This window comes from Ruegeria sp. BG9, from assembly GCF_056538305.1.
The window spans coordinates 1-17,671 of the sequence record NZ_JBQFSY010000005.1 but is presented as its reverse complement, the minus strand read 5'-3'; the positions used below and the strand labels follow the sequence as shown (position 1 = coordinate 17,671).

Genomic DNA, 17,671 nt, shown 5'->3' with positions numbered 1-17,671 from the left:
ACAGGGGGTTTGTGACATCAAGCAAGAGGAATTGTTGCCCGTGGCGCAAGATCATCTCTTTTATTTCGAAAAATTAGATTTCTAATTTTGATAACGTCTCAATATATCACTCTATAATTGCACATGGTGACAAACGGACTTCGTATGCAGGGCAAGCGAACTCCGGAGGCTCAACCGTCATGAAATCCCGTACCAAAGTTGTTGTCATCGGCGGCGGCATTGCTGGTTGCTCGACGCTCTACCACCTGACGCAGGAAGGCTGGAGCGACGTGGTTCTGGTCGAGCGGAACGAGCTGACCAGCGGTACCACATGGCATTCGGCAGCACAGGTGACGAATTTCGGCATGAACCAGACCATGGTCGGGCTAAAGACGCATTCGATCAACCTGTACAAAGAACTCTCCGAAAACCCCGAATATCCGATCAACTACCACCACGCCGATGGCGGCATCCGACTGGCCAATACCGAAGCGCAGATGCAGGGCTATCGCCACTTCGCCTCGATGGCGCGTGGGATGGGGGTGCATTTTGAGGTGATCGACGCCGAGGAATGCGCCCGCCGCCACCCTCTGATTTCAACCACCAACTTGTTGGGTGGATTGTGGGACCCTCTGGACGGTGACATCGACCCGGCCCAGCTGTGTCAGGCGCTGGCCTATCATGCTCGCAAAGCTGGCGCCGAGGTCTATCGCAATACGCCGGTCACCGCGCTGACCCAACACAAGGATGACACTTGGACCGTGCATACGGAGCATGGCGACATTGATTGTGACATCGTCGTCAATGCCTGTGGCTACCGCGTGAACGAAGTGGGCGCGATGATGGGGGTTCACCATCCCGTCGCCTCGATGGAGCATCAGTATTTCCTGACCGAGGATATCCCTGGTATTGCCGAAGCCGGTCACCGGATGCCTTTGCTGCGCTGCCCAATCAGCGATTATTACTGCCGGCAGGAAAAGGGCGGGCTGCTGGTCGGGTTCTATGAACAGGACTGCAAAACCTGGGGCATGGACGGGATTGATCCGAATTTTGTGAATGCCCTCTGCCCCGATGATCTGGAACGCGTCATGGACGTTCTAGCCGGAGCGTTTGAGCGGATGCCAGCATTGGAAGAAACCGGCATTCGGTCCATCGTGAACGGACCAATCACCTATACCATCGACGGAGCCCCGCTGGTCGGGCCGATCCCCGGTAAACGCAACGCCTTCTGCATCATCGGCCTGCGCGCGGGCCTTGGCGAAGGTGGCGGCCATGGCTGGCTGCTGGCGCAACAGATCGTGCATGGTGAGGCGTGCTATGACACATGGTGCCTCGATCCGCGCCGGTTCACCGGGCATACGAATGTGGAATTGACCTCACTGAAGGCTATCGAAGACTATCAGAACGAATTCCGGTTCCACTTCCCGCATGAACATCGCCCCGCCGGACGACCGGCCAAGACAACCCCGCTGACGCCCATCTTGGCGGCAGAAGGGGCCGAGTTTACCGTCGTGAACGGGTGGGAGCGGATGGACTACATCAAGCCATCACCCGATTTTCACCTGACACTCACCTTCAACTTCGATGAGGCGTTCGACATCGTCGCTGCCGACGTAAAGAACGTGCAGGAAAATGTTGGCCTGTGCGAAGTCAACGGCTTTAACCGGTTTGAGATCACCGGAACCGATCGCCACAGTTTCCTCGATCGAATGATCTGCGGCACGGTCACCAAGCGCGATGGACGCGTTGGTCTGGGCTATCTGCTGAACCACCACGGCATGGTCAAGGCCGAAGCGACCGTGGCAAACCTGCCAGCCTCGGATCGGGGGCCAGAGCGTGTGTGGTACGGCTCGGCTGCGGCCAGCGAATATCACGACATGGACTGGCTGACCCAGCACATTAGCAAAGATGAGGATGTTCAGATCCGATCCCTTACCAATGACCAGACCATTCTGGTTCTGGCTGGCCCCAAAGCGCGCGCCGTGCTGTCGGCCTGTGCGCGCGGTGACTGGTCGAAAGAGGCCTTCCCATGGCTGTCGGTGCGCGAATGCTTCATCGGCTTTGCCCCGGCCACCGTGATGGGCGTCAGCTTCTCGGGCGAGTTGGCTTATGAAATCCACGTGCCGAACGCCTCGCTCTATGCCGCCTATCTGGCGCTACGGGCCGCCGGTGAGGCGCATGGGCTGAAGCTGTTCGGGGCCCGCGCGGTGGAATCCATGCGGATGGAAAAGGGCTTTCTGCATTGGAAATCCGACATCCTCACGGAATTCGACCCATATGAGACCGGCTTGGATCGGTTCGTAAACCTGAATAAAGGTGAGTTCATCGGCAAGGAGGCCCTGTTGGAACGCCGCGCCAGCGGCAAGCGCAAGCAACTCGTGACGCTGCAGATCGACGCAACACACGCACCCGCCCATGGCGGGGCTTCGTTGATGCATGGCGACACTGTGGTTGGCACCGTCACCTCGGGCGATTGGGGTCATCGGGTCGGGCAGAACCTGGCCTATGCGTTCATTGATCCCGCGCTGGCGGGCGAAGGCACCAGTGTGCTGATCGATATGTACGGCGATTTGGTCGACGCGCAGGTCATCCCTGCCTCACCCTATGATCCTGCACACGTACGGATGCGCGCCTAGGCCGTTTCCACCCCAGCCAACAATTCACGAGCGAGGCGCATCTCAACTGTTTGGTCCCCGCCCGAGATCGCCTCAGCCGCCGCCTGAAGTGCTGTGTTTGCAATCGCCGCGCAGTGAAACCGCTCGCATGTCCGGGCGAAATCTATGGCCGTGTGCAGGGCAAACATCCGCGCTTTTTGGTCCTGTGCGCGGGAAAAAGCCTGCCGGAATTCCGCCTCGGCGGGACTGGTCGAGGATTTCGCCAGCGCATAAACCCGGTCGGTTTCTGCCTGCGCCCACCCCTCGTTGGTCAAACGCTGATGTTCACGCGCTTCCGCCAATGCGGTCAGAGCACCTTCGCGGTCGCCCATGGAAAGCGTGACTTCGGCAATCAGTGTCATGAAGAACGGTTTGTGATTTCCCGCTCCGCTGGCCCACCATGCATCCGTCGCCCTTTTGAGGTCCTTGATGGTGTCCGGGCCAGGGGATGCGTAGGCCTTGACCCAGCTTCTCCAGACATTGGCCGTCAGGGTCATGAAGGTGAATGCGTGCTTGTTCGACAGCTCTTCCAGTTGCTCCATCTCTCGGGTCACAGCGCCTGGATCGCGGCGCAGAAGATGCAGCATACACAGGTAAGTCAGAGCCTGCGCCACGCTATGGGCATGATCTAGGTCGCGGGCAGCCTCAACCGCCTGAGTCTGTATTTCCAGCGCCTTGTCCGGCTCACCGCGCATCCAGGTGGCGAGGCTCAGGAAGCAAGAAGTTATGGCCGCGTGGTCGGATCCATAGACATAGGCCAGATGCGCATCGCGTTCGGGGCGGTAAAGGGCCAGCGCCTGTTCGAGATGCGTGTGGGCCGGGTCCAGCTCTCCGATATGAAACAGCACCGCGCCCATCGCCCGATGGGCCACCATTTGATGTTGCGTTTCGCCTGATGTGTCCGCCAAGTCCAGAAGTTGCCGCGCCACAACCCGCGCCAAATCATACTCACCCCGAACCAAGTGAAAGGAATACAGGCCGTTGAGGACCGGGAACAGGTTCTCTGTCTCATCCATGCGTTCGCACAAGTCCCGTATCCGGGCATAGGTCGAACCGGTCTCATCCGCGGCGATACCTGCCGTCGAGCGCAGAACCCCTGCGCGCAGCGTCTGTATCTCGATCTCTCGCTTGTCACGCTCAACACTGGTCGTTTGGTCGCCCAGCAGATCAAGCGCCAAGGACAGCTGCGTATTCGCCTCGGTATTGGCCGAGCGTTTGACAGCGCGCTGACCGGCCAGATAGCGACAGTCGATCGCCTCATCCACCATCCCAGCAAGGGTGTAGTGATGGGCCAGAACTTCGGGGCCTGCATCCTCGACCGCCGAGGTTTTCTGGTCCAGCGTCTTGGCAACCCGTTCGTGCAGAACCCGGCGTTCGGTTTTCAGAAGACTGTTGTAGGCGGTGTCCCGGATCAGGGCGTGGCGATAGCTGAAGATCTGGAGCGCGTCATCGCCCGAGGTCGTGACGATGCCAGCCTCAACCAACAAGTCCAAGCCTGACCGCAGCACAGTATCGCTAAAACGCGACACTTTCGAGATCAACGGGTACGAGAATTGAGGCCCTATCACAGCCCCGATCTGCGCCACTTCCTTGGCCGAGCTCAAGCGATCCAAACGTGCCATCAACGCATCATGCAGCGCACTGGGAACCGAGCTTGCAGCAGAGGCCCCTCCGCTGGCGCGGGCAATTGGAGCATCGGGCATATCGCCGGATTCCAGTAGATCCTTCGTCACCTCTTCCACGTAAAGCGGCACACCATCGGATCGGGCCGCCACCAGTTCGTACATGGCGTCGGGGATGTCCTGCCCTAGCGCGACCTCATTTGCGATGCGCTTAACATCCTGAAAATCAAGCTGCCTGAGGACCACTTTGGTCAGATTGGATTGCAACGCCCAACCTGGGTCAAATTCCGGCCGGAAGGTCATCACGACCATCACCGGAAGATCCCTAAGACGGTCCACCAGCCGATCCATCAGCGCCTTTGTCGTCGGATCGAGCCAATGCGCGTCCTCAAACAACAGCAAAACCGGCTTTTCCGACGCCCGGGCAAGAAGGTGATCTAGCAACATCTCATGCGTCTGATCCATGATCTGCTGCGGCGTCAGGGTCAGCGACCCCAACCGATCTTCGAACGGGACCGACAATAGGGACGCTGCCAATCGCAGAACCTGATCCGGGGGGTCTTTCAGAACCGATGATATCTTCTCCAGTTTTGCCTCATCCGTGTCATCGGATCGCAGGTCGGCAACGTGGTGAAGCCGCCGGATGATCGGATAAAACGAACTGGCAAAATGGTACGGCGAACACTGCAGTCGGATTTGCTCATGCGCGCCTTGGGGGGCTTTCTGCCGCAACTCCTCAATCAGGCGCGATTTCCCGATCCCCGGCTCTCCGGACACCAGAACGATTTGACCTTCGCCCTCACTGGCCAGCTTCCACTTGTCGCTGAGCGTCTCATATTCCGTGATGCGACCGATCAGAGGGCCGAGGGCGGCACCCTCAACACGTCTGAAACGGCTGTCCGTATCGCGCGCGCCGATCACCTGCCAGGCCTCAACTTCTTTCGTGAAACCTTTCAGCTTGAAGGACCCTTGCCGCACATAGTCGAAGGCCCCACCCGCCAACTGATGCGTCCGAGGTGACACGATCATGGTGCCGGGTTCCGCCATCGCCTGAAGACGGGCGGCCAGATTGGGTGTCTCACCCATCGCGGTGCCGTCTTCGAACATCTTCTCACCGCGCAAATCGCCAACCACGACCAGACCGGTGGCGATCCCGATCCGCACTTGGAGTTTTGCGTGAGTGCGGATCTCAGGCACTTCACGGATGATACGCAACCCGGCGCGGATGGCACGCTCGGGGTCTTCTTCATGGGCCAGCGGAAACCCGAAGAACACCATGATCCCGTCGCCGTAATAGCTTGCAATCTGACCATCGAAATCAGCGACGGACGCCGCGCAGGTCTCTTTGAAAAGCCGCAGAACCTCGGCCAGATCCTCGGGATCGACCCGCTGCGAAATCTCGGTCGAGCCGACCAGATCAATGAACATGACCGTCAGCTGACGGCGTTCGGCCACAATCGACGCGCCCAGCGCCGTGTTTTGCGGCCGGGCGTTGCCATCAGTGGTTGCGCGTACCGCCTTCATGAACCGCCGCCGTGGTCCAAGAGGCAGGCCAATGGTCACAAGGTCTTCGTCGGTCAGCTCTGTCAGGTCGCCCAGCTCAATCTCATTGTCGGCGAAGGCGCTGGCGTATTTGGCCAGTCCGTGCTTGCTCAGCCAACGTTCGATTTCGGCCATACCATCCCTTCCACGGCTGCGGGCGTCACCTTAGTGCAGTGAGGGTCGCCCAGCGCTCGACCCTACGAAAACAAGGGGCAAGGGATTGGTCAAGGGTCTAGGCACCTGAAGGCATAGCCGTCACGCCCCGGCGTTGCAGATCAAGTCATCGCTCGCCAGATGGTCGATCAACGCGCGGACCCGCGTGGTCAGGCGCCGGTTTTGCGGGAAAAGTGCGGCCACGACGTAAGGCGTGACGCGATGTTCGGCGAACAGCTCGACCAATTCCCCGGACCTGAGCGCATCCGCCACCGTGTAGGCCGGGCATCTGGCAACGGCCACTCCGGCGGCGGCTAGCCGCGCCGAAGCCGCGGGCGCATTGGCCTGTAGGCGACCATTGACGTGCACCGCCACCTCGTTGCCATCGACGGCAAACCGCCAGACTGCAGGGTCGCTCATGTTGCCGTCCAGAATGCACTCATGGGTGACAAGGGCACTTGGATGCGCGGGCACACCTGCACGTTCAAGATAGTCCGGAGACGCACACACAATCAGCGGCATCGGCCCCAACCGGCGCATCTTTAGGGAACTGTCTCGTGTCGGCCCGATCCGGATCGCCAAATCCAAACCTTCTTCGATGATCGACACCCGACGGTCTGAAAGGTTGAGATCAATCTCGACCTCAGTGTGCTCTTCGGCAAAAGCCGCCAGCGACGGGGCCAGCCGTAGTGAGCCGAACCCTGTCGGCGCGGAAATCCGTATCACACCGCGCAAAGAGGTCTGCGCATTGCGCACCGCCTCTTCCATTTCGTCAAACCCGTCCAAAAGCGGTTCGCACATCGCCAAGTAGGTCGTCCCCGCATCCGTCAGGGATACGCTGCGGGTGGTTCGGTTCAGAAGCTGAACGCCCAGCGCCTCCTCCAAATCGGCCACGTATTTGCTGACCAAACGGGGCGACCGCCCTAGCCGCTGGGCCGCCAATGTGAAAGAGGCATTCTGCGCCACCAGCGCAAAGGCGCGCATTCGGTCGATCTTGTCCATGTATATTCCGCCCTCCTAGGGCTTAATGATCCCCTAAAACTGCGCATTATCGCCCATGATGGCAAGCTGTATCTATAGCCGCAGAAGCAAAACCCCGCATGACAGGAGCTGAAAAATGCCGAACGCAGTACGTATCCACCACTTTCCGAAATCTGGCCACGCGCACCGCGCTCTGGTCTTTGCCAAGCTGGCCGGTATCGCCCATGAGGCCGTTTTCGTCGATCTGGCCGCAGGCGCACATAAATCGCCCGAGTTTCTGGAGATGAACCCCAACGGGCAAGTCCCGGTGCTTGAGGATGGCGATGTTGTGGTCTCGGACTCCAACGCGATCCTTGTGTACCTGGCCCGCCAATACGCCCCCGACTGGATGCCGACCGATGCGGTGGGCGAAGCAGCAGTGCAGCGCTGGCTTACCCTCGCCGCGGGTGAGATCGCATTCGGATCCGCGGCGGCGCGGTTGATCACGGTGTTTGGTGCACCTCTGGACGTCGATTTCGCCGCCGTAACCGCAGCCAAGGCGATGCAAAAGCTTGAAAAGGGATTGGAAGGCCGCGATTGGCTGGTTGGCGACCGACCGACCATCGCAGATGTCGCCGCCTACTCCTACACCGCGCACGCGCCTGAGGGGAATGTCTCGCTCGACCCCTATCCGAATGTGCGGGCATGGATCGCCCGGTTCGAGGCGCTGGACGGGTTTGAGCCGATGCCAGCCACGGCCGTGGGCCTCGTCGCCTGAACGTCTGCGCCAAACACCCCATCGGAGACTTGCAATGACACCCGAAGAACCTCGCCACCCTCTGCCGCCCTTCACCCGGAAAACCGCGATTGAAAAAGTCCGTCTCGCAGAGGACGGCTGGAATGGCCTTAGCCCGGCCAAGGTCGCGCTGGCCTACACACCGGATAGCCAATGGCGCAACCGGGCCGAGTTCCCCGTTGGCCGCACAGAGATCGAGGCGTTTCTGACCCGCAAATGGAACAAGGAACTGGACTATCGCCTGATCAAGGAGCTCTGGGCCCATGACGGCAACCGCATCGCGGTGCGATACGCCTATGAATACCGTGATGACAGCGGGCACTGGTTCCGGGCCTACGGCAACGAGAATTGGGAATTCGACGAGAATGGCTACATGGCCAACCGGTTTGCCAGCATCAACGAATTACCGATCACAGAAGATGATCGCAAGTTCCACTGGCCTCTGGGCCGTCGCCCGGACGACCATCCGGGGCTGAGCGATCTGGGCCTTTGAACACACACCAAGGAGGTATGACGATGTCTGGCACGGATACTCCGTTTCACGCGGGCGAACTAGCGGCGCAGGTGCGGGCTGGTGCGGGCGACATAGCCCGTAGGGCCGCTCCGTACATTCGCGACCATTTGCCGGACCAGCATCGTGCCTTCTATCAGGCGCAGCCGTTTCTGGTGGCTGCGTCCAGCGATGCAGAGGGCCGCGTATGGGCGACAATCATTGAAGGCGAAGACGGGTTCGTTCATTCGCCTGATCCCCGCAAATTGACCGTAGATACCGTGATCGACCAGCGTGATCCGTTGGCAGAAAGCCTGAGAAAAGGGGCTGATATCGGCGTTGTCGGCATCGAGCTGGCGACGCGCCGACGCAATAGGTTCAGCGGTCGGACCCGCCCAACCGACACTGGTTTTGCAATCGACATCCGCCAGAGCTTCGGCAACTGCCCTCAGTATATCAATGAACGCGACTGGCGGCGGGTGGCCAGCAATAAACCGGCAGAGGCGGTGGTATCTGACCACCTCGACCCCGAACAGATCGCACGTATAAGCGCCTCGGATACCTTGTTCATCGGGTCCGGTCGACATGGTTCGCAACAGGCGGCGTCGAACGGGTTTGATGCCTCTCATCGCGGAGGGACACCCGGCTTTGTCCGCGTGGTCGGCCCAAACCGTCTGCGTATTCCCGACTATTCCGGCAACAACTTCTTCAACACGATTGGCAACCTGTTGGAGAACCCCCGCATCGGGCTGCTATTCGTCGATTTCGCGACCGGAGGGTTGCTGCATCTGTCCGGGCGGGCCGAGATCGACTGGACTCCGGCCGAGGCGCGTGACCCCAATATTCTGCGCATGATTGACGTACAGGTCGACGCCGTGATTGACCGACCAAACGCGCTGTCGCTGAGATGGTCGGCTGAACCGACCCCATCGAGACAGCTGGTAGTTACGGACAAGATTGCCGAGGCCGAGGGGATCACCTCATTTCAACTTCGACCCGCAAATGGTGGGCCACTTGCCGCGTTTGAGGCAGGGCAGCACCTGCCGATTGTGCTCAGCGTCCCGACGCATGACACCAAGCTGCGGCGGACATATACCCTGTCCGGCAACCCGTCCGAGGACCACTACAGGATCACTGTGAAACGCGAACCGAATGGTGCTGCATCCCGCTTTCTGCACGACAAGGTGCAATTGGGCGACGTGATCGAGGCCAAACCGCCAGCCGGGGATTTCCTGATCCCGTCAGTAGACACGCCCCTTGTCCTCGTCAGCGCCGGCGTTGGCGTGACCCCGATGATCGCAATGCTGCATCAGACTGTGGCACAGCACCCTGACCGTCCGGTCTGGTTCATACATGCCGCGCGCAACGGACGGTTTCACGCGCTGCGCGGCGAAGTTGACGACCTGATTGCCACCAGCCCGATCGCACGGAAACGGATCTACTACAGCGCGTCCGAGGCCCAGGATGTGGCGGGGCAGGATTTTGACATCAAAGGCCGGATCACGGCACAGGAGTTGATCGCATTGAACGCCGGTCCCAACGCTCAGTATTTGCTCTGCGGTCCGTTGGATTTCATGACCAACCTGAAATCCGGCCTTGAAGCGTTAGGGGTCGGGGAAAACCAGATCCATTTCGAGGTCTTTACCACCTGAGCGCGTCAGCGCCCACACTCTGATCCGACCATCCTGCAAGGCGTATTGATCGTTCTCACTGCCACGATTATCTATCTTAGATGATTGATAAAAACGGTAAACGTGTTGTTTTTTCGCGGTTCAAGGTATTGGCGCTGTTCATTGCGGCGCTTTGGGCGATTCAGGTCCTCAACTGGGCGATAGGGTACCGCCTGAACCTCGCGTTCGGGCTGATCCCAAGGCAGATCGCCGGGTTGGACGGGATCGTGGGCATGCCATTTCTGCATGCCAGCTTTCCGCATCTCATTTCTAACACGCCTCCGCTGATCCTGATGGGGGCCTTGCTGGCGGCGACGGCAACACGGGCATTGTTGGTCGTGAACGCCGTCATCATCGCTTTGGGCGGAGCGTTGGTCTGGCTGTTCGGAAACACAGCCATCCATATCGGCGCATCCGGGCTGGTATTTGGGTGGTTCGGCTTTCTGGTCGCGCGCGGCGTGGTCGATCGGTCGCCCGTGACCCTTGCCGTGGCCATGGTGGTTGGGGTGCTTTACGGATCAATCCTTTGGGGCGTGCTGCCCGGCCAGCCCGGCATCTCATGGGAGGCGCATCTGTTCGGCGCAATCGCAGGCGTTGCCGCGGCCTTACTCGTCCGAACCCATGTGCACGCCCCGCGGATTTTGAACGTGGATCAACCGTAGCCAGTATTACGAGGCAAGGGGTCGATTGCGGATCGCTGAAACAACCTTGGCGCTGGGAATTGCCCGATGCTGATCGCCGTATCCTCGCCCACAGCGTTGGTTGGCGGAACAAGCGGGTATGTTGCTGGTCGCCAATGCCAAACAGCACGCCTTTGAGGTGTTTGAGCACGGGCATTGTATCTTGACGCATTCAGAAGCGCGTGACGCCGAGAATTAAACACACGTCGCTGGATTGCGCCGGACTGTGCGGCACTCGATCATAGTTCCTGCTATCGCAGCGCTGGAAAAAACCGCGGGCGATCCTTGCGCCCGCGGAACAGGTCATCCAGACCTACTGAGTCTTTGTCATCGCCGCACGCAGCAATTCCGGGCGATCCGATTGTGATGGCAGGAACACGGCCTGAGATCCGGCATCCAGCGCGGACAGGCTTGCGTCATACCATTGCATCGCCAGATCGCGACGCTCTTGCACGCCAAAACCTTCGCGCAGGTGGTGGCCAATCAGTTCTCCATATGCTGGTTCACCCATGGCAACCAGCATCAAGGCAGAGCCTACGGCGCTGTCCATGTTGTCCTGACGGTAGCCCATCGCCAGACAGACCTTGCTGGTCGCGGCAAGGTCTTCGGGGCTGAGGCCGGAATCCAGAGCCAGCTTGCGCATCTGCGTTTCGGCATCGGCTTTCGACGTCAACGACAGCGAGACGACCTGTGGCGCTAGCATCTCACCATAGGACTCGCATTGCGCCGCTACTTGATCCGGTGTCAGGCCCTGAATGTCCTGCATCAGATCCTCACCCCGCGCCATTGCGTAGCTGCGCGCAAGACAGAACTGTTCGCTCAGGGCAAAATCGGGGTCCGACATGTTCGCCAGCGTCGTGTAGCCGCCATTGGTCGAAGTTTGCAGCATCACCGCACTACAACGATTGGCCAGCGAGGGGCCACCAGTGCCACCTGCAAACAGGCTCGGCAGGGCTGCAGTGGCCGTTTCGGTCACTTCAGGCTCAGGCGCCGGTTCGGCAGGGGCCGCCGTTGCAGTCACAGGTGCCACAGGTTGCGGTGCGGGCACCGGAGCGGCGGCCACAGCTGTGCCCGTTTGGACTTGCCGACGATAGGCCATCAACAAAGGCTGTCCGGAGAGCTGAGTGCTGGCCTGACCACCACTCGTACCCCAGTAATAGGCCTGCATCAGGAAATCGCGCTGATACGGTTGGAAATCATACCCGTTGACTGGGTATCCCATGGACGCCTGATACCGTTGGATTGCAGCCCGCGTGCCGCCACCCACCTGACCATCTACCCGTCCGGCATTGTAGCCGAAATAGTTGAGCGCCGTTTGCGTCTGCGCCCCTTCCGAAGTAGATGGAATGCTTGGCCGATATGTCCGGGTGGTCGAGCGCTGCGCTTTCTTCTTTTGCTGATCTTTGCCGATTGCGTAGCCAACCACGCCTCCGACAACAGCGCCGCCAATGAAATCACCCGCATCTGCCCTGGCAATCTGGGGATTCGCGGTAGACAAAGCGAAGGTCAAACAAAGTGCTGCCACTAAACGAAAAATCATAATTTACCTCCAAAACACAACAACAATTGGAGGAAATTATAACACAACGCCGCCGGGCTTGCGGAAAAAAGGCGGATCAGGATCCTTTCAGATCGACCCGCCAGTAGATGCCGCCTCTGGATTCATTAAACCAGAGGCAGCACGCGTTGGTATCAGCCGCGTTGCCCTACATGGCGGCCCGCCCCTTGAGGGGCCGGCAGCCTGGCGTGATCTTCGGCAAAAGCGGTCAGTTTCGCGGCCACTCCCTCGGTCGGCAGAGAGGTTTTGCGCGCGTTCAGATCCATATGCAGCAACAGGGTTTCGACGGTGGCCGCGACCTCTCCATCCGGGCCGTGCAGACGGTGGAACAGGTGCATTTTCTTGCCTTCGCCCCGCAGAACCTGCGTTGTGACGGTCAGACGATCCCCCGCATGCAATTCCGCGTGGTACTGCACGAAATTCTCGACCGTGAAATAGCTGTTGCCCGCCGCGATATAATCTGCATCCGCGTCGATCATCAGCATGAAATTGTCCGTCGCCTGGGCCGAGACCTCGATATAGTGGGCTTCATTCATGTGGCCGTTATAGTCTGTCCAGCTTTGCGGGATGACACGATCCACGGTGATCGGCAGATCATCACCTTCGGGGTCAGGCAACATCGCTTCGTGCGCGTTCAGAACGCCGCCCGCCCCGCTGCCGGTTTTCTTCAGCGCTCGCATCATCCCGATCAGGTTATCATCGCGCAGACGTTCAAGCTCACGGATCGACATATGGCCGGATTGCGCATCCGATTGACCGGCGATCAGGTCGACCAGTTCATCGGTAAATTCAGGCACATCCATGAGTTTGGTCCAAGGCCATTGCAGTGCCGGGCCGAATTGCGCCATGAAGTGTTTCATCCCCGCTTCGCCACCCGCGACACGGTAGGTTTCGAACAGACCCATCTGCGCCCAGCGGATACCAAACCCCATACGGATCGCTTCGTCGATTTCTTCAGTCGTGGCGACGCCATCCTTGACCAGCCAGAGCGCCTCGCGCCAGACGGCCTCGAGGAAACGGTCGGCGATATGCGCATCAATCTCTTTGCGCACAGTCAGCGGATACATCCCAATGGACCGCAGGATATCCGACGCCTTGGCACATGTGTCGGCATCCCCCACCAACTCGACCAGCGGCAGCAGGTAGACGGGATTGAACGGGTGCGCGACGACGACGCGACCGCCGTGTTCGTTCAGTTCAGAGGGTTTGAACCCCGAGGTCGAAGACCCGATCACCGCATCCGCAGGCGACAGTTCGTCGATCTGCGCGTGGATCTTGTGCTTGAGGTCCAAACGCTCGGGCACGCTTTCCTGAACCCATACGGCACCGGCCAAGGCCTCGCCCATATCATCATGAAAGGTCAGAATACCCTCGGATGGCAGCGCCTTATCATAAAGGGCGGGCAAGGCACGGCGGGCATTGGCCAGCACTTCGCCGATTTTGCGCTCGGCTTCCGGATCCGGATCAAAGACCGATACGTCCCAGCCGTTCAGCAGAAAGCGGGCAACCCAGCCCCCGCCGATCACGCCACCGCCGACGATGGTTGCTTTTTGTGTCATGGCGCGAGTGTCTCCGTATGGCCATCAATGGACAGAACCTGCCCCGAAATTTTGGTTCCCGCCTCTGAGGCAAGGAAATGTATGCTGTTCGCCACGTCCTGCGCCGTGACCCATGTTTTCATGGACACGCCAGTCACATAAGCGGCGCGCATGGTCTCAATGCTCTGACCATGGGCTGCGGCTTCGTTGGCCAGCACACGCTCCATCCGGTCGCCTTCAACAGCACCGGGGCAGATCGCGTTGACGCGGATGCCAAAGGGGCCAAGCTCCATCGCCAAGGTTTTGGTCAGACCGATCAGGGCCCATTTCGCTGCCGCATATGGGGACCGCATCGGATAGCCCATGATCCCAGCGGTGGACGAGGTCATGACGATCAGGCCACTTTTTTGCGCCTTCATGACCCGCGCCGCCCAGCGGCAGGTCAGATATGCACCGTGCACGTTGGTGGCGAGGCATTGCTGCCACGCGTCATAGGCCAGATCTTCGATTGGCCCGGCGGGGCCACCGGTACCGGCATTGGCGCAGACCACATCAATGCCGCCCCATTCGTCCTCAACCGAACTTAGGAAAGCGTCCATGGCGGATTCCGAGGTGACATCGGCCACCACAGCGATACTGCCGGGATGCGCGTCGGCAAAACTCCGAACGGCTACGGGATCTGAATCGCAGACCGCGACCCGTGATCCATCTTGAATGAATTGCTCCGCAATGACGCGGCCGATGCCAGCCGCGCCTGCGGTTACAAGAACGCGCCTGTTCATTTCGCGACGGGAGCTCGCTTGGTCAGGCCCAGTTTCTCGCGCACGGCGTCCGGGCCGATGATCTTGGCGCCCATGTTCTCGATCACCGTCACGGCACGTTCGACCAGTTGTGCATTGGTGGCTAGAACGCCTTTTTCCAGAAACAGGTTGTCCTCAAGCCCGACGCGAACATTGCCGCCCGCCAGAACCGATTGCGCAACGTAGGGCATCTGATCGCGACCCAGCGAGAAGGCCGACCATGTCCAATCAGACGGCACCGCATTGACCATCGCCATGAAGGTGTTGATGTCGTTGGGGGCACCCCACGGGACACCCATACACAGTTGGACCAGAGCGTTGGGCTCCAGAATACCCTCTTTCACCAATTGCTTGGCGAACCATAGGTGGCCGGTGTCGAAGGCTTCGATCTCTGGTTTCACGCCAAGATCAGTCATCATCTGACCCATCGCCCGCAGCATGCCCGGCGTGTTGGTCATCACATAGTCTGCCTCGGCAAAATTCATTGTGCCGCAGTCGAGCGTGCAGATCTCGGGCAGGCATTCCGCGATATGCGCCATCCGCTCCGTTGCGCCGATCATGTCAGTGGCCGCTTCATTGACTGGAAACGGGCTTTCGGTCGGGCCGAACACAATATCACCACCCATACCAGCCGTCAGGTTCAGCACCACGTCGACCTCAGCATCGCGAATGCGGTCTGTCACCTCGCGGTACAGGCCCAGATCGCGCGACGGCACACCAGTTTCCGGGTCGCGCACGTGGCAATGCACAACGGCTGCCCCCGCCTTGGCTGCATCAATCGCCGAATTGGCAATCTGCTCGGGCGAGCGCGGCACATGCGGAGACTTGTCCTGCGTCCCACCCGATCCAGTGATGGCACAGGTGATGAAAACTTCGCGGTTCATGGCAAGGGGCATATCTTTGTCCTTCGATCAGCAGGAATCGCGCCTTGGCAGGCGACTGAATGCGGCAACGCTACTTTCAAAACTCCGGAACAAACGATACATTTCTCGTCAGGAGGAATACTTTTGTCGTCATCCCCTCATGAGCATTTCGAGTTCCTATTGCTGGACGGGTTTTCCAACATGGTTCTGGCCAGCGCGCTGGAGCCGTTGCGGGACGTCAAGATGCGCGCGCTCTACGACAGTCCGGGTTGGGAGATCACCAGCCTGAACAGCGAACCCGTGGAAAGCTCGAGCGAAATACAAGTTTCTCCCAATCGGGTCTTCGACCCAGCAAAATCGACCGGAACGCTGGTCATTGTGGCCGGTTACCGCGTCCGGCAGCAAATCAATAGAGAGCTTCTAGTTGCGATCCGACAGGCTGTTCGGACTGCCAAGCGCGTTCTGGCCCTGGATACCGCGGCTTGGATTTTAGCCGAAGCCGGAGTTCTGGACGGGCACCAAGCCACGATCCACTGGCAAGAGTTTGATGCCTTTCGCGAAAGCTTTCCCAAAGTGAACGTGTCCAGCGCCCGGTTTGTCCATTCCGGACCGTTTCTGACCTGCGGAGGGGCCAGCACGGCGCTGGAACTTACGCTCGACCTGATCCAGAACCTGTTTGGCCCCGCCGCCGCGTTTGATGCATCGAACATGTTCATCTACGACCCTGCCCGCCAATCCGAGCTGAAGCGCGGTTCTCAACAATTGCAGGATCGTGGGTCGCCGAAACTGCTGGACGCGCTGAATGTCATTGCCGAAAACGTTGAGACTCCGCTGACAACCTTTGAACTTGCCGAACGCGTCTCGCTCTCCGAGCGCAGCCTCAGCCGCGCATTTGCAGATGAGCTGGGGATGACGACTGGCAAATACTACAAGCTCTATCGTCTGCAACATGCGCGCTATCTGGCGCAGGAAACACGCCTGAGTGTCGAACAGATTGCCCTAAGATGCGGGTTTTCTTGTGCGTCGGCCTTGGGGCGGTCGTTCAACCGTGAATTCGGCCGTCCGATCAGCGCCTTTCGCCCGCAAAACCGAAACGGGCCGTCCGATGGGACAGCCCGCACCGTCTAACGTTTGGCAGATCACGCGGCAGCGATCTGACCTGCCTTTTCAACCAGCACCTCCGCCTGCCGGATCGAGGCATAGTCGATCAGGCGACCGTCCAGCGAGACAGCGCCTTTGCCTGCCGCTTCGGCATCGGCCATCGCGACAAGGATCCGCTTGGCCTTGTCCACCTCGGCCTCCGAAGGCGACATGACCTCGTTGGCCAGCGCGATCTGGCTGGGGTGAATGGCCCACTTGCCTTCACAACCCAGAACCGCCGCGCGCTTTGCTGCCGCGCGATAGCCAGCGGGATCTTGAAAGTCGCCGAACGGGCCGTCGATCGGGCGCAACCCGTTCGCACGCGCCGCAACCACCATACGCGCCAACGCGTAGTGCCACATATCGCCCCAATGGGTCATGCGGCCGCCCTCAGGATCGGCATCGGTCAGCACTGAGTAATCCGGGTTCACACCGCCAATGATGGTTGTCCGCGCACGGGTCGAGGCCGCATAGTCGGCAACCCCGAAATGCAGACTTTCGTTGCGTTTCGACGCGGCAGCAATCTCGCTGACATTCTGCATGCCGAGCGCCGTTTCGATGATATGCTCGAACCCGATCCGCTTTTTGTAGCCCTTGGCGTCCTCAATCTGGGTGACCAGCATGTCGACGGCATAGACATCGGCGGCAGTGCCGACCTTGGGGATCATGATTAGATCCAGACGCTGACCGGCCTGTTCGACCACATCCACCACGTCACGATACATGTAATGAGTATCCAGCCCGTTGATCCGAACCGACATGGTCTTGTTGCCCCAGTCGATGTCATTCAGGGCCTCGATGATGTTCGTTCTGGCCTGTTCCTTTTCGTCGGGCGCGACGGCGTCTTCCAGATCCAGGAAGATCACATCCACATCCGACTTGGCCGCTTTTTCAAACATGCCGGGCTGGCTGCCCGGAACAGCCAGTTCGCTGCGGTTCAGACGGGCCGGAGCCTGTTCGATTGGGTGAAAGCTCATGGTTAAGAATCCTTGGTTTTACAGGTTCGGATAGATAGGGAAACGGGCGCAGAGGTCGGCGACTTCTGCTTTGACCTTGGCCTCGACCTCGGCATTGCCGTCTTCGCCATTGGCGGCGAGACCGTCGACCACTTCAATGATCCAATCCGCGATCTGGTGGAACTCGACCTCGCCAAAGCCGCGTGTGGTTCCGGCGGGCGAGCCCAGACGGATGCCCGAAGTGATGGTCGGCTTCTCCGGGTCAAACGG

Annotated in this window: 13 protein-coding genes and 1 pseudogene; 6 read left to right on the top strand and 8 right to left on the bottom strand. The window is 59.7% G+C overall.

Features of this window, described 5'->3' with window-relative positions:
- Positions 1-179 precede the first annotated feature (179 nt).
- Complete coding sequence (locus tag ACR0I8_RS09655) at positions 180-2,615, top strand: GcvT family protein (RefSeq protein ID WP_170690166.1); 2,436 nt, start codon at positions 180-182, stop codon at positions 2,613-2,615.
- Here ACR0I8_RS09655 and ACR0I8_RS09650 read toward each other — a convergent pair.
- Complete coding sequence (locus ACR0I8_RS09650; RefSeq protein WP_170690164.1) at positions 2,612-5,932, bottom strand: AAA family ATPase; 3,321 nt, start codon at positions 5,930-5,932, stop codon at positions 2,612-2,614. The two genes, ACR0I8_RS09655 and ACR0I8_RS09650, sit on opposite strands and share 4 nt — an antisense overlap.
- 120 nt (positions 5,933-6,052) lie before the next feature.
- Positions 6,053-6,952, bottom strand: a complete 900-nt coding sequence (locus ACR0I8_RS09645; protein ID WP_170690163.1) for a LysR family transcriptional regulator — start codon at positions 6,950-6,952, stop codon at positions 6,053-6,055.
- 115 nt (positions 6,953-7,067) lie between these two features.
- Between ACR0I8_RS09645 and ACR0I8_RS09640 the strand changes: the two genes are divergently transcribed.
- The 4 genes from ACR0I8_RS09640 to ACR0I8_RS09625 all read left to right on the top strand — a co-directional run bounded on the left by ACR0I8_RS09640 (position 7,068) and on the right by ACR0I8_RS09625 (position 10,528).
- Positions 7,068-7,688 carry a glutathione S-transferase family protein gene (locus ACR0I8_RS09640; protein ID WP_480703087.1) on the top strand — a complete coding sequence of 207 codons (621 nt, stop codon included), beginning with the start codon at positions 7,068-7,070 and terminating at the stop codon, positions 7,686-7,688.
- A gap of 34 nt (positions 7,689-7,722) precedes the next feature.
- The gene (locus ACR0I8_RS09635; RefSeq protein ID WP_170690160.1) at positions 7,723-8,199 is read left to right on the top strand and encodes a nuclear transport factor 2 family protein; all 477 of its coding nucleotides are present in this window, start codon (positions 7,723-7,725) and stop codon (positions 8,197-8,199) included.
- A 23-nt stretch (positions 8,200-8,222) separates the two neighbouring features.
- The gene (locus ACR0I8_RS09630; protein WP_170690158.1) at positions 8,223-9,848 is read left to right on the top strand and encodes an FAD-binding oxidoreductase; all 1,626 of its coding nucleotides are present in this window, start codon (positions 8,223-8,225) and stop codon (positions 9,846-9,848) included.
- Positions 9,849-9,928: 80 nt separating this feature from the next.
- Complete coding sequence (locus ACR0I8_RS09625) at positions 9,929-10,528, top strand: rhomboid family intramembrane serine protease (RefSeq protein WP_170690157.1); 600 nt, start codon at positions 9,929-9,931, stop codon at positions 10,526-10,528.
- A 331-nt stretch (positions 10,529-10,859) separates the two neighbouring features.
- Here ACR0I8_RS09625 and ACR0I8_RS09620 read toward each other — a convergent pair whose 3' ends face one another.
- From ACR0I8_RS09620 to bcoG, 4 genes are all read right to left on the bottom strand, one after another.
- Positions 10,860-12,086, bottom strand: coding sequence for a peptidoglycan-binding domain-containing protein (locus ACR0I8_RS09620; RefSeq protein ID WP_170690155.1), 1,227 nt, complete (start codon positions 12,084-12,086; stop codon positions 10,860-10,862).
- A 152-nt stretch (positions 12,087-12,238) separates the two neighbouring features.
- The gene (locus ACR0I8_RS09615) at positions 12,239-13,663 is read right to left on the bottom strand and encodes a carnitine 3-dehydrogenase (protein WP_480703084.1); all 1,425 of its coding nucleotides are present in this window, start codon (positions 13,661-13,663) and stop codon (positions 12,239-12,241) included.
- Positions 13,660-14,424, bottom strand: coding sequence for an SDR family oxidoreductase (locus ACR0I8_RS09610; protein ID WP_170690151.1), 765 nt, complete (start codon positions 14,422-14,424; stop codon positions 13,660-13,662). The genes ACR0I8_RS09615 and ACR0I8_RS09610 overlap by 4 nt, the downstream gene beginning before the upstream one ends.
- On the bottom strand, positions 14,421-15,338 hold the full coding sequence (bcoG, locus tag ACR0I8_RS09605) for a 3-dehydrocarnitine:acetyl-CoA trimethylamine transferase BcoG (protein ID WP_170679700.1): 918 nt from the start codon (positions 15,336-15,338) through the stop codon (positions 14,421-14,423). The genes ACR0I8_RS09610 and bcoG overlap by 4 nt, the downstream gene beginning before the upstream one ends.
- A 111-nt stretch (positions 15,339-15,449) precedes the next feature.
- On the opposite strand from bcoG, the gene ACR0I8_RS09600 reads away from it, so the two are divergent.
- A complete protein-coding gene (locus tag ACR0I8_RS09600; RefSeq protein WP_170690149.1) occupies positions 15,450-16,433 on the top strand; it encodes a GlxA family transcriptional regulator in 984 nt (327 codons plus the stop codon).
- A gap of 11 nt (positions 16,434-16,444) precedes the next feature.
- On the opposite strand, the gene ACR0I8_RS09595 is transcribed toward ACR0I8_RS09600, so the two are convergent.
- Positions 16,445-17,422: an HpcH/HpaI aldolase/citrate lyase family protein gene (locus ACR0I8_RS09595; protein WP_170690147.1), complete on the bottom strand. Its 978-nt coding sequence runs from the start codon at positions 17,420-17,422 to the stop codon at positions 16,445-16,447.
- Positions 17,423-17,440: 18 nt separating this feature from the next.
- A pseudogene (gene glyA / locus ACR0I8_RS09590) lies at positions 17,441-17,671 on the bottom strand (serine hydroxymethyltransferase); the annotation flags it as partial.

What these genes read in the sequence shown, in the direction of transcription:
- ACR0I8_RS09655 (WP_170690166.1), top strand. Translation starts at nt 180, where the DNA reads ATGAAATCCCGTACCAAAGTTGTTGTCATCGGCGGCGGCATTGCTGGT.
- ACR0I8_RS09650 (WP_170690164.1), bottom strand. Translation starts at nt 5,932, where the DNA reads ATGGCCGAAATCGAACGTTGGCTGAGCAAGCACGGACTGGCCAAATAC.
- ACR0I8_RS09645 (WP_170690163.1), bottom strand. Translation starts at nt 6,952, where the DNA reads ATGGACAAGATCGACCGAATGCGCGCCTTTGCGCTGGTGGCGCAGAAT.
- ACR0I8_RS09640 (WP_480703087.1), top strand. Translation starts at nt 7,068, where the DNA reads ATGCCGAACGCAGTACGTATCCACCACTTTCCGAAATCTGGCCACGCG.
- ACR0I8_RS09635 (WP_170690160.1), top strand. Translation starts at nt 7,723, where the DNA reads ATGACACCCGAAGAACCTCGCCACCCTCTGCCGCCCTTCACCCGGAAA.
- ACR0I8_RS09630 (WP_170690158.1), top strand. Translation starts at nt 8,223, where the DNA reads ATGTCTGGCACGGATACTCCGTTTCACGCGGGCGAACTAGCGGCGCAG.
- ACR0I8_RS09625 (WP_170690157.1), top strand. Translation starts at nt 9,929, where the DNA reads ATGATTGATAAAAACGGTAAACGTGTTGTTTTTTCGCGGTTCAAGGTA.
- ACR0I8_RS09620 (WP_170690155.1), bottom strand. Translation starts at nt 12,086, where the DNA reads ATGATTTTTCGTTTAGTGGCAGCACTTTGTTTGACCTTCGCTTTGTCT.
- ACR0I8_RS09615 (WP_480703084.1), bottom strand. Translation starts at nt 13,663, where the DNA reads ATGACACAAAAAGCAACCATCGTCGGCGGTGGCGTGATCGGCGGGGGC.
- ACR0I8_RS09610 (WP_170690151.1), bottom strand. Translation starts at nt 14,424, where the DNA reads ATGAACAGGCGCGTTCTTGTAACCGCAGGCGCGGCTGGCATCGGCCGC.
- bcoG (WP_170679700.1), bottom strand. Translation starts at nt 15,338, where the DNA reads ATGCCCCTTGCCATGAACCGCGAAGTTTTCATCACCTGTGCCATCACT.
- ACR0I8_RS09595 (WP_170690147.1), bottom strand. Translation starts at nt 17,422, where the DNA reads ATGAGCTTTCACCCAATCGAACAGGCTCCGGCCCGTCTGAACCGCAGC.